We start from the raw sequence: 13075 nt of genomic DNA, 5'->3' as shown, positions 1-13075 counted from the left end.
TATATGATGTGTTGAATATGGCAAAGAATACAATGGGGACTAAGCTGCCCCGAAAATTGGTGCAGAAGATGTCAATTGTGGGAGAGCAGATTAAACTGGCTCGCTTGCGCAGGAATCTGAGTGTGGCTCAGGTGGCAGAACGTGCCACTTGTTCTCCGTTGACTGTGTCCCGAATAGAAAAAGGCACACCGACAGTAGCAATCGGAATCTATTTGCGAGTGCTGTATGCTTTACAGCTTGACGATGATATTCTATGGCTGGCCAAAGAAGACAAGTTGGGAAAAGCTTTGCAAGATTTGAGTTTGAAAACAAGGAAAAGAGCTTCAAAAAAGGAATAGAGCACATGTTCTCCTATACATAAGTTGCAATTTGCTCTTTGGGAATAAAAAAATATGGCTCAAAAATTTGTGTTATGCAATAAAAGCATTATGTTTGCGCTGCATAATAAATAAGATATATGAAATTCGTTGATAGAATAGATGAAGCTGCACGATTAAAGGATGCTCTTGCAAGAGAGAAGTCCTCGTTAGTCGTGATGTACGGTCGCAGACGGTTGGGTAAGTCAACGCTTATCAAAAGGGTGTTGTCGGATACGGATGTTTACTTCCTTGCTGACCGTTCTGAAGGGCAACATCAGAGAGTATTGCTTGCAAAAGTAATAGCACAAGTGTTCCCGGATTTCGACAAACTGACATATCCGGATTGGGAATCTATGTTTCGTGCGGTCAATTATCGAACAGACAAGCGTTTTACTTTATGTTTGGATGAGTTTCCGTATCTTGTAGAGCAATCTTCTGAACTGCCGTCTGTGCTACAAAAACTGGTTGATGAAAAGCTGTTGAAGTATAATCTTGTGCTTTGCGGTTCGTCACAAAATATGATGTATGGATTGTTTCTTGATTCTACTGCACCTCTCTATGGTCGTGCTGATGAGATCATGAAACTTGCACCGATACGTTTGCCATATATTCAAGAGGCTTTGAGCCTTGATGCGATGAATGCCATTGAAGAATATGCTGTTTGGGGAGGTGTACCGCGTTATTGGGAACTAAGGGAAAACCAAAATTCACTTAATGATGCTTTGTGGCACAATATCCTTTCTGTAAATGGAACTCTTTACGAAGAACCGATAAAATTGTTTCAGGACGATGTAAAGGATATTGTTAAGACTTCGACGATAATGTCTTATATCGGTACTGGCGCAAATCGGCTTTCTGAGATTGCCGCAAGATGCAATGAGCCTGCAACCAACCTGTCGCGTCCATTGAAGAAACTTATTGATCTCGGATTTTTGGAGAAAGATGTTCCGTTTGGGATTGATGAAAAGAATGCGAAAAAGAGTCTTTACAAGATAGCCGATCCGTTTATGGCATTTTATTATCAGTTTGTCGTACCTAATCGTTCGTTCATCGAGCTTGGTCGTCGTTTGCCAATAGAACAGGCTTTGACTGCTCATTTATCGGAGTATGTGAGTATGCAATGGGAAAAATTATGTCGGGATGCCGTAACAGGAAATCTTGTCAATGGAGTGGTTTATGGCAAGGCAAAACGCTGGTGGGGTTCTGTGCTCAATGAGGATAAGAAGCCGGAACAAGTCGAGTTTGATGTTATGGCCGAATCGCTTGACAAAAAGTATTTGTTGGTCGGAGAATGCAAATGGACTACTCAAGAGAATGGCAAACAACTGACTGCCGAACTTCTCCGCAAAGCTAATCTGCTACCGTTTGCCAAGTGCTACACCGTCGTTCCAATGCTGTTCCTTAAGAATGCTCCGAAAGATGGTATAAGAAACGCCGTGTTGCCAGAAAATATTGTCGAGTTAATGAAATAAAGAAATAACAAATTCGTGATTTGCAGATGTTGGATTTTAGAAAACAATTCCAAGAGATTATAGAACAATCTTATATCCCTTTCAATATAGATAAAACTGCGACTTCTGACGTATGGAGTAATATTTATAAGTTAGTACTTCCTAATATACCGGAAAAACTTTTTAGGTATCGTAGAATAGACGATAAGGGCTATACAATTGAATCATTTAAATCTAAAACTATTTCATTATGCCATGCGGGAATGTTTCCAGATAAATATGATTCGTATTTATATATAGATCAAGATAAGATTCACAAAGATCTAAAAAATGCATTGAAAGATGCGTTGCGCATAACATTGTCGCATATAACACAGAAATCCCCTGAAATAAGGGCGGAAAAAGCAACGAAAATATGTTATTATAGAGAGTGCGGATATACGGATGAACAAATTATAGATAAAATATTGACAGATGATTATGTTGATTTTTGCAATAATATAGGGGCTGCGATAAAAAAACAAGAATCGCGTTTTAGAAATCCAAGAAATAGTGCAAAAATTGCCTGTTTTACAGAAAGTGTGCAGTCTAAGTATATGTGGGATAGATATGCAGATGGATATAAGGGGTTTGCATTAGAATATGATCTCAGACGATGCATTTTTAAATATAATTCATTGGGAATGAGTGTTAATCTCTTTCCTGTGATTTATACAGATTTAAGACCGGATGTTACATTAGATGAGGGAAATATTCATACTTACGAATATTTCAAGCAGATTGGAGATAAAAATTGGTTAAGCTTTTTGTCGTCTATAATATCTGTTAATCAATTATATTGGTATCGAGTTTATCTTTATAAAGACAGAAAAGAATACGAGTACGAACATGAATGGAGAATGATTTACTATAATTTAGAAGATGAGAATGATTATGTTGCAATACCGGATGTTGGATGCTTGAAAGCAATATATTATGGTCCAGATATATCACAAAAGGATAAGCAAGAATTACATCAGATTGCAGTTGAAAAAGGACTGAAAGAGTATGATGTCGATCTTGACACGGGTAGCCGTAGATATGATTTAAGAGTAACAGCAATTAAATAAGAATATTCTTAGCGCAAAAAAGAACCGATTAACAACCTGAAAGTTGTGTCATCTCAATTATTTATAGTACCTTTGCTTACCAAATAAGGCAAAGGTATTTTTGATGCATACAATGGCAGAAGATAAGATAGACAACGCACTGGAAGTAAAAGAGGAAACAGTGGAATGCAAAAGCGAAGATTGGGTTTGCCATTCGCAGGCTATAGCTGCAACCATGTCAAACCGAATGGAGGAACTTGGCATGACACAACGAGCGTTGGCTGAGAAAATGAACTGCACCCAGCAATATGTATCCAAGGTGTTGAAAGGTCGCGAGAATCTGTCATTGGAAACTTTGTGCAAAATAGAAAATGCATTAGGTATCAAAATACTACAAGCTGGAATAAATAAGTAATAACACCATAGTAGGGAAAGAATATGTCAATACAGAGCGAAGCGGCATTGGAAGCCGGACTTATAGCCACACTTCGGCAAATGGACTACGAGTATGTCCAGATTACCGAAGAAGATAATCTTTATGCCAACTTCAAGCGGCAGTTGGAAATTCACAACAAGAAACAGCTGGCGGAAGTTGGTCGTAACTCATTTACGGATGAAGAGTTTGAGAAGATATTGATATATCTGGAAGGTGGTACTCGCTTTGAAAAGGCTAAGAAACTTCGTGACCTATATCCTCTTGACACGATGAACGGGCAGCGTATTTGGGTGGAATTCCTTAATCGTACACAATGGTGTCAGAACGAGTTTCAGGTGTCGAATCAGATTACGGTGGAGGGACGAAAGAAGTGTCGCTATGATGTGACGATTCTTATCAATGGCCTCCCTCTGGTTCAGATTGAATTGAAGCGTCGGGGTGTAGAACTCAAGCAGGCATACAATCAGATACAACGCTATCATAAGACATCCTTTCATGGGCTGTTCGACTATATTCAGCTATTTGTTATCTCCAATGGCGTAAATACTCGTTATTTCGCCAATAATCCCAATGGTGGATATAAATTCACGTTCAACTGGACGGATGCGGCAAATCTGCCATTCAATGAACTGGATAAGTTTGCTGTATTTTTCTTGGAAAAGTGTACGCTCGGTAAGATTATCGGAAAATATATCGTATTGCATGAAGGGGATAAATGCTTGATGGTACTTCGCCCATACCAGTTTTATGCTGTAGAAAAGATATTGGATCGGGTACAGAACTCCAACGATAACGGTTATATCTGGCATACTACAGGCGCAGGAAAAACCTTGACTTCATTCAAAACAGCACAGCTTGTTTCGGAGTTGGATGATGTAGATAAGGTAATGTTCGTTGTTGACCGTCATGACCTTGACACACAAACGCAGTCGGAATATGAAGCCTTTGAACCGGGAGCTGTTGACGGTACGGACAATACGGATGAACTGGTAAAACGGCTGCATAGTAACTCCAAGATTATCATTACCACTATTCAGAAACTCAATGCTGCCGTAAGTAAGATATGGTACAGCAGCAAGATAGATTCGATATGCCACTCCCGTATCGTGATGATATTTGATGAGTGCCACCGCAGTCACTTCGGGGAGAGTCATAAGAAGATTATGCAATTCTTCGATAATGCCCAGATATTCGGTTTTACCGGAACTCCTATTTTTACAGAAAATGCAGTTGATGGGCATACGACCAAAGAGGTATTCGGCAACTGCCTGCATCGCTATCTGATTAAAGATGCCATTGCCGATGAAAATGTTCTCGGTTTCCTTGTAGAGTATTATCATGGCAGTGAGGAAGTGCAGAACGGCAGTACTAATCGCATGACGGAAATCGCTAAATTCATCCTTAATAATTTCAATAAGTCAACATTTGACGGAGAGTTCGATGCATTGTTTGCTGTACAGTCCGTACCGATGCTTATCCGTTATTACAAGATATTCAAGGAACTGAATCCCAAGATTCGTATAGGTGCAGTTTTTACTTATGCAGCCAATGGAAGTCAAGATGATGATCTGACAGGAATGGGTACAGGTTCTTATCTGAATGACAGTGCCGGTGAGGTTGATGAACTGCAAGCCATCATGGATGACTACAATGAAATGTTCGGGACATCGTTTACGACAGAGAACTTCCGTGCATATTACGATGACATCAACCTGCGTATGAAAAAGAAGCGAGTTGATATGAGGCCGCTTGATCTTTGTCTGGTCGTCGGAATGTTCCTTACCGGTTTTGACAGCAAGAAACTCAATACGCTTTATGTAGACAAGAATATGGAATACCACGGCTTGTTGCAGGCATTCAGCCGGACAAACCGTGTGCTGAATGAAAAGAAACGCTTCGGAAAGATTGTGTGTTTCCGTGATTTGAAAAGCAATGTTGATACCGCTATCAAATTGTTCAGCAACAGTAACAATCCGGAAGAAATAGTGCGACCTCCGTTTGAAGAAGTCAAACAGGAATACAAGGAGCTTGCTACCAATTTTTTGAAGAAATATCCGGACACAAATTGTATAGACCTTTTGCAGAGTGAAAAAGCTAAGAAAGAGTTTGTTTTGGCGTTCCGTGATATTATCCGTAAACATGCTGAAATACAGATATACGAGGATTATAATGAAGAGTCTGATGATCTCGGCATGACGGAACAGCAATTTATGGATTTCAGAAGTAAGTATCTTGATATCCATGATACTTTTGCACTCGTTGTTCCAGCACCGTCACCCAAACCGGATGATGATACAGATGTTCCGGATGACGGAGACCTCGGTGATGTGGATTTCTGCCTTGAACTCCTACATAGCGACATTATCAATGTGGCATATATCCTTGAACTCATTGCAGAACTTGACCCATATAGTGCCGATTACGCGGAACGCCGCCAGAATATCATTGACACGATGATTAAGGATGCTGAAATGCGCAGCAAGGCAAAACTTATTGATGGCTTCATTCAAAAGAATGTGGATGACGATAAGGAAAATTTCATGATGCAGCGAGGCAAGGCTGACGGTACAAGCGATTTGGAAGAACGGTTGAACCGCTATATTGCTGTTGAACGAGAAAATGCCGTCAACTCATTGGCTGAGGAAGAGAAAATATCGTCATCAGTATTGAATCATTTCCTTAAAGAATATGATTATCTGCAAAAAGAGCAGCCAGAAATCATACAAAAGGCATTGAAAGAGAAGCATCTCGGATTGATAAAGACGAGAAAGGCGTTGACGAGGATTTTAGACAGATTGCGTAATATCATACGCACTTTCAGTTGGGATTAAAAGAAATACTGATATGGTAAAGACAAATGAACCCGGATATGTGTATATCTTGACTAATCCAAGTTTTCGTGAGGATTGGGTCAAAATCGGTAAAAGTGCGCGGCCTGTAGATATACGTTCCAAGGAACTTGACAACACGGCTGTTCCGTTGCCTTTTGAGATTTATGCAACCATTCAGACGGTCAAATATAACGATGTTGAAAAGCATGTACACAAGACTATTGATCGGTTGACGGATTTGCGTATTCGTCAGAATCGGGAGTTTTTCAATGTGCCGCCGCAAATAGCTTTGGATATATTCAATGACATAGCCAAGATGATTGATGATGCGGTTGTTACGGTCTATGTAGATAATAAACCGGTTTGCCATAACGAAAAAGATTCATTGCCTGTCGTGCAGAAGCGAACCGTAAAGCGAGGGCGTTTCAAATTCAGCATGGTCGGTATTAAAATAGGGGAATGTGTTACCTTCATGCCTACGAATACAGAAGTCAAGGTGGCAAGCGATGATTCCGTTGAATATCAAGGTCGTATTTATAAATTGTCCCCTTTTGTCGGTACGTTTATGCCGGAAGAGAAACGGAATACATCAGGTGCATATCAAGGGGCAAAATATTTCTCATATAAAGGGAAAGTGCTGGATGACCTGAGAAGTATAATTGAAAGCAATATACCATTGCCGGAAAGTGATGTAATACAGAATAATATAGAGCAATAAGGATATGAGTGAAGAACTGCAACAGAAACTCCGTGACCAGCTTTGGGCGGTCGCAAACCGTTTGCGCGGCAATATGTCGGCAAGCGATTTTATGTATTTTACTTTGGGATTCATTTTCTATAAATACCTGTCGGAGAAGATAGAAACATACGCCAACAGTGCATTGGAGGATGATGAAGTTACATTCAAGGAATTATGGGAAATGACCGATTCGGATGCTGCGGAATTGCAGGAAGAGGTCAAGAACCAATGCTTGGAAAATATAGGCTATTTCATTGAACCGAAATTCTTGTTTTCGTCTGTAATCGAAACTATCAAGCGGAAAGAAAATATCCTTCCGATGCTGGAACGCTCATTGAAACGCATTGAGGATAGTACGCTCGGACGTGACAGCGAAGAGGATTTTGGTGGTCTGTTTTCGGATATTGACCTTGCTTCCCCTAAGCTCGGAAAGACAACCGATGACAAGAATACGCTTATAAGCAATGTTCTGCTTGCACTTGATGATATAAAATTCGGAGTGGAGGCCTCTCAGGAGATTGATATTTTGGGCGATGCTTATGAGTATATGATCAGTCAGTTTGCTGCCGGTGCAGGCAAGAAAGCCGGTGAGTTCTATACTCCGCAAGAGGTCAGCCGCATATTGGCGGAGATTGTTACTCTTGGGCATAACCGTTTGCGTAATGTTTACGACCCTACTTGCGGTAGTGGTTCACTATTGCTCCGTGCAGCAAGTATCGGTAAGGCGGCATATATCTATGGACAGGAGAAAAATCCGACTACTTACAACCTTGCCCGAATGAATATGTTGCTGCACGGTATCCGATTCAGCAGCTTCAAAATAGAGAATGGCGATACGCTTGAATGGGACGCATTCGATGATATGCAGTTCGATGCAGTGGTTGCAAATCCTCCGTTCTCTGCCGAATGGAGTGCTGCCGACAAATTCAACAACGACGACCGTTTCAGTAAAGCAGGACGACTTGCACCTAAGAAAACAGCCGACTATGCTTTTATTCTGCATATGGTTCATCACCTCAATGAAGGTGGTACGATGGCTTGCGTTGCTCCGCACGGAGTTCTGTTCCGAGGGAATGCAGAGGGCGTTATACGCCGTTTCCTGATAGAGAAGAAAAACTATATTGATGCCATTATCGGGCTGCCTGCCAATATTTTCTATGGTACAAGCATTCCGACCTGTATTCTCGTATTGAAGAAATGCCGTAAGGAAGACGATAATATCTTGTTCATTGATGCCAGCAAAGAGTTTGAAAAGGTCAAGACCCAAAACAAACTCCGCCCTCAGCATATACAGAAGATTGTAGAAACCTACCGTGACCGCAAGGAAATTGAAAAGTACAGTCACCTCGCTACGTTACAGGAGGTTGCCGAAAATGACTATAATCTGAATATTCCTCGTTATGTCGATACTTTTGAGGAAGAAGAGCCTATTGACATCAAAGCAGTCATGGCTGAAATAAAGGAATTGGAAGCCAAGCGAGCCGAACTGGATAAGGAGATAGAAGGCTATTTGAAAGAATTGGGACTGGTTGAATAATTACACTATGGCAGAGATAGACAACATCCCCGAAATGCGTCCATCATTCGACAATATACGCCGTCAGGATGAGGGCGGAAACGAATACTGGAGTTCTCGCGACCTGTGCGCTGCTATGGGCTATTCGGCTTATTGGAAATTCCAAAGAGTCATAGACAAGGCTATCAAGGTGGCAGGTGAAAAAGGAATGAATGTAGACGACCATTTCAACCAAGCGGTTGATATGGTAAGGATTGGAAGCGGTTCATTCCGTAAGGTCAATATCTTCCGTCTGTCTCGTATGGCATGTATGATTGTTGCCGAAAATGCCAATGTCAAAAAAGTGTTGGTACAACAAGCTCGCGATTATTTTACTCGAACAATTTCGATAAACGAATTGATGCAAAATTCGTTGAGTTCTAACATTTTGCTGTATAAAACGGCGCAAGGCGAGGCACGAATAGAAGTGATATTCAACAGTGAAACATTTTGGATGTCACAAAAGCGTATGGCCGATTTGTTCGGGGTGGATGTACGGACTGTCAACTATCATCTTGGTCAGATTTACGAAACAGGCGAGCTTACAAAAGAGGCAACTATCCGAAAAATTGGGATAGTTCAATCAGAGGGAAAAAGGGATGTGGAACGTACACCTCTGTTCTATAATTTGGATGCTATTATTGCGGTAGGTTATCGTGTCAATAGCTATCAAGCCACCCAGTTCCGTATCTGGGCTACATCTGTATTGAAGGAGTTTATTATTAAAGGATATGCGCTTGATGATGAACGTTTGAAGCAGGGAAAACATTTTGGCAAAGATTATTTTGACGATTTACTGGAGCGTATTCGTGAGATACGTACCTCAGAGCGCAGATACTACCAAAAGATAACAGACATCTATGCCGAATGCAGTGCGGATTACGACCCGAAGTCGGATTGTACCAAATTGTTCTTCAAGATGGTGCAAAACATGATGCACTTGGCTGTAACTCATCGTACTGCTGCCGAAATAGTATATGAACGTGCCGACTCGGAAATGCCGCACATGGGACTGACTACTTGGAAAAAAGCTCCCAATGGCAGAGTACAGAAATCTGATACGATTGTAGCAAAGAACTACTTGTCTGACAAAGAGGTTTCAGAACTCAACGGCGTAACTAACGCATTTCTTGAATTTGCAGAACAGCGTGCTCAACGCCATATCATTACAACGATGGCAGACTGGAAGCAGCGTCTTGAACAGTTTCTTGCTACAATGGACTATCAAGCACAAGATTCGGCCGGTAAAGTTTCTCAAGAAGAGGCACGAGAGAAGGCGTATGGTGAGTATGAAAAATATAAAGTGATTCAAGACCGTTCGTTTATCTCCGATTTCGACCGGTTTAATGATGGTGACAAATTGTTGCCGTTTGATATCAATCCCGATAAAGAATAATGATTATGGCAGATAATAACGAAAATAAAGTCCTCAATGTTCCCCATTTGAGATTTCCGGAGTTTAGTGGAGAGTGGGAAGAGCATACGCTTTCTGAATATTTGGAGTTCAAGAATGGTCTTAATCCAGACGCTAAACGTATTGGAAGTGGACTACCATTCATTTCGGTGATGGATATTCTTTCAGAAGGAGTTATCAATTATGACAATATTCGTGGCAAGGTCAATGCTACTGAAAAAGAAATAGAATGTTTCGGAGTGAAAGACGGAGATTTGCTATTCCAACGTAGCTCAGAAACATTGGAGGATGTTGGACGAGCTAATGTGTACATGGATAATCGTACCGCCATTTATGGAGGCTTTGTTATTCGTGGTCGTAAAATCGGCAATTATGATCCTTTGTTCTTTAAGTATTTGCTTGCTACGCCATTAGCGCGCAAAAGAACTTGCAGAATGGGAGCAGGAGCACAACATTTCAATATTGGGCAGGAAGGATTATCCAAAATATCATTATATTTTCCATCAATTGAGGAACAGAGAAAAATAGCTGAATTTCTATCTCTCATTGACGAACGAATAGCAACCCAAAACAAAATCATTGAGGATTTGAAAAAACTAAAGTCTGCGATTAGTAAATATTTGTTCGCACGAAAAGATTTGTTAGAAACTACTATATGCTTGTCGAATATTGCGACATTGAAAAATGGTTACGCATTCCAGAGTGGCAAGTATAATGCACTGGGCAAATGGAAAATCCTCACAATAACAAATGTGCCTGGCGAGCGATATATAAACGATGAAGATTGCAATTGCATAATCAACTTGCCGAACGATATACAAGACCACCAAGTATTAAAAGAAGGAGATATTTTAATATCTCTTACGGGTAATGTTGGGCGTGTTTCTCTTTGTAAGAATGGGAACTATTTACTCAACCAACGAGTTGGTTTGTTACAACTTGCGAAAAATGTAAATCAAGAGTTCCTATATCAAATTCTATCTTCTCAAAGATTTGAGAATAGTATGATAGCTTGTGGTCAAGGTGCTGCCCAAATGAATATTGGTAAAGGGGATGTAGAAAACTATGTGTTACCGTATTCCTCAAATGGCAATAACATTCTTTTTGCTGCAAAAATACTACATTCATACGATGAGTGCATCATTAATGAGCTGCGAAGACTAACCTTGTTAACCATGCAGAAGCAATATCTCCTTACCCAGATGTTCATATAAACATCTGGGACAAAAGATAGTTCTTTTGCCTATTGAATAGTTTAAGAACTGATAACTCATTGTCGATTTTCGCGAGAGTGTAAAATAAACTGTGTCAGGCTATAATAATAATAGTTTAACACAGTTTTTATAATATGGCCAATTTGGAAATAGACTACAAGAAAGCAGCCCAGCAGCTGCGTAGCGGTGAAGCACTCTTCGGTAAAGACGGAGCTTTGGCTCCTATGCTAGAACGTATCCTAAACGCAGCCTTAGAAGGTGAGATGGATGCTCACCTTAATAGCGTTGACTGCAGTTCTGGCAATCGTCGTAACGGCAAGATGAGCAAGACCGTACAGACAAAGTATGGAGAGGTGATAGTCGAAACCCCTCGTGACCGTGACGGTTCTTTTAAACCGGAGACAGTTAAGAAACGTGAGACAATTCTTGCTGAAGGTATGGCAGATCAAATCATCAACATGTATGCTCTTGGTACAAGCACTCGTGATATAAGCAAGTACTTTGAGCGTGAGTTTAACACAACCCTTTCAGCAGAAACCATCAGTGCTATAACCGACCGAGTTATTCCCGAAATAACAGCCTGGAAGTCCCGTATGCTTGACCCCGTCTATGCCATTTGCTGGCTTGACGCCATTCACTACAAGGTAAAAGACGATAAGGGTCGTGCAGTCACTCGTGCAATATACAATGTCCTAGGTGTAAACAAGTCTGGTCACAAGGATCTTCTTGGTATGTATATATCTGAGAGTGAGGGTGCTAACTTCTGGCTTGATGTTATGACCGACCTTCAGAACCGTGGTGTACGTGATATTCTGATTTGTTGCGTAGACGGTCTTAAGGGATTCCCTGATGCCATCCAAAGTGTATTCCCGGAAACCTCCGTTCAGCTATGTGTAGTCCACCAAATCCGTAACTCAATCAAGTATGTAGGAAGCAAGCATCAGAAAGAGTTTCTGAAGGATCTCAAGACCGTATATGGTGCTGTAAGCAAGGATTCTGCATTAGCACAGCTTGACATGGTTGATGAAAAATGGGGTGAGATGTACCCCATAGTAATCAAATCCTGGCGCGACAACTGGGAGCGTCTTACGGAATATTTTCAGTATACTCCTGCAATCCGCAAACTTATCTACACAACCAATACGGTTGAGGGCTATCATCGTCAGGTGCGTAAAGTAACGAAGAACAAAGGTGTGTTCCCGTCAGACACCGCACTTGAAAAGCTTGTGTATCTTGCCTATCGAGACATTAGTGGGAAATGGACTATGCCACTGTCTAATTGGGCACTGATATCACAGCAACTTGCCATAAAATTTGGTGATAGGTTCAAGATTATGTAACTTTGCCTGTGAAAGGCTCCTCTTATTTGTATGCAGATGTGAAATCTGCACACAAATAAGAGGGAAAGAATAAAAAACAGAGCCGTGACACAGTTCAGTTTACACTACCATTTTCGCATCAATGCCTTGCAGTGTTGACGCAATTTTCATATTGCGACTATGTCCATAAGTTGGAATCATTATTCCGCGAACAATATCAGCGTTAATATTACTTTGTGTACCAGTTTCAAGATATTTGTGGATGTGGCGATACTTAAAATATGACAAGTAGTAGTACAGATAATCCAATAAATCTTTGTCTCTGAGCTGCATCGCAAACATTGCCTGGCTTGTAGTAATAGGTACTTCATTTATAGTTACCAAGCCAACCGATGCGTACATTGATATTATTAAACTATACTCTGGAACCACCCATGCCGAAGAGTTCTCTAATCCACTTCGGCTCAAATGATTTTCCGTGTATCGGACATACTTACCTTGCTTTGTTATATCGTTAATACTCAAGAATGGTATTTCTCCATTATAGTATTCTTTATTTGTAGAAGTTGGAGTGCCGCCAGCCTTACCTTTTGAGAACAAAGTGTCTAATCTATTCCATCCATTAGGCTTTTGAGCAAATGCCTGTTTACTAATCGCAGACATTTCCGT

The 13075-nt window shown here is 40.8% G+C and carries 11 protein-coding genes; 10 read left to right on the top strand and 1 reads right to left on the bottom strand.

Annotated elements, in window-relative coordinates; translation table 11 throughout:
* Positions 1-17: 17 nt before the first annotated feature.
* The 10 genes from ALFI_RS02890 (at position 18) to ALFI_RS02845 (ending at position 12427) form a co-directional block, all read left to right on the top strand.
* On the top strand, positions 18-338 hold the full coding sequence (locus tag ALFI_RS02890; protein ID WP_032581284.1) for a helix-turn-helix domain-containing protein: 321 nt from the start codon (positions 18-20) through the stop codon (positions 336-338).
* 119 nt (positions 339-457) lie between these two features.
* Positions 458-1831, top strand: a complete 1374-nt coding sequence (locus tag ALFI_RS02885; RefSeq protein WP_014774692.1) for an ATP-binding protein — start codon at positions 458-460, stop codon at positions 1829-1831.
* Between the two features lie 26 nt (positions 1832-1857).
* On the top strand, positions 1858-2919 hold the full coding sequence (locus tag ALFI_RS02880) for a DUF2971 domain-containing protein (protein WP_014774691.1): 1062 nt from the start codon (positions 1858-1860) through the stop codon (positions 2917-2919).
* A gap of 112 nt (positions 2920-3031) precedes the next feature.
* Positions 3032-3313, top strand: coding sequence for a helix-turn-helix domain-containing protein (locus tag ALFI_RS02875; RefSeq protein WP_080714326.1), 282 nt, complete (start codon positions 3032-3034; stop codon positions 3311-3313).
* A 23-nt stretch (positions 3314-3336) separates the two neighbouring features.
* Positions 3337-6165: a type I restriction endonuclease subunit R gene (locus ALFI_RS02870; RefSeq protein WP_014774689.1), complete on the top strand. Its 2829-nt coding sequence runs from the start codon at positions 3337-3339 to the stop codon at positions 6163-6165.
* Between the two features lie 13 nt (positions 6166-6178).
* Entirely contained in the window at positions 6179-6883 is a 705-nt protein-coding gene (locus ALFI_RS02865; RefSeq protein ID WP_014774688.1) for a GIY-YIG nuclease family protein, read from the top strand.
* 4 nt (positions 6884-6887) lie between these two features.
* Complete coding sequence (locus ALFI_RS02860) at positions 6888-8441, top strand: type I restriction-modification system subunit M (RefSeq protein WP_014774687.1); 1554 nt, start codon at positions 6888-6890, stop codon at positions 8439-8441.
* Between the two features lie 7 nt (positions 8442-8448).
* The gene (locus tag ALFI_RS02855; protein WP_014774686.1) at positions 8449-9855 is read left to right on the top strand and encodes a virulence RhuM family protein; all 1407 of its coding nucleotides are present in this window, start codon (positions 8449-8451) and stop codon (positions 9853-9855) included.
* Between the two features lie 5 nt (positions 9856-9860).
* Positions 9861-11087, top strand: a complete 1227-nt coding sequence (locus ALFI_RS17320) for a restriction endonuclease subunit S (RefSeq protein WP_014774685.1) — start codon at positions 9861-9863, stop codon at positions 11085-11087.
* Positions 11088-11221: 134 nt separating this feature from the next.
* Complete coding sequence (locus tag ALFI_RS02845) at positions 11222-12427, top strand: IS256 family transposase (RefSeq protein ID WP_009316578.1); 1206 nt, start codon at positions 11222-11224, stop codon at positions 12425-12427.
* A 99-nt stretch (positions 12428-12526) separates the two neighbouring features.
* Here the strand turns inward: ALFI_RS02845 and ALFI_RS02840 are convergent, their stop codons facing one another.
* On the bottom strand, positions 12527-13069 hold the full coding sequence (locus ALFI_RS02840) for a restriction endonuclease subunit S (protein ID WP_014774684.1): 543 nt from the start codon (positions 13067-13069) through the stop codon (positions 12527-12529).
* Positions 13070-13075: the final 6 nt, after the last annotated feature.

The sequence above is a fragment of the Alistipes finegoldii DSM 17242 genome (assembly GCF_000265365.1).
In the GTDB taxonomy this organism is placed as follows: domain Bacteria; phylum Bacteroidota; class Bacteroidia; order Bacteroidales; family Rikenellaceae; genus Alistipes; species Alistipes finegoldii.
Note: the sequence above shows the minus strand (reverse complement) of the source record. Positions and strands in the feature narration are given on the sequence as shown.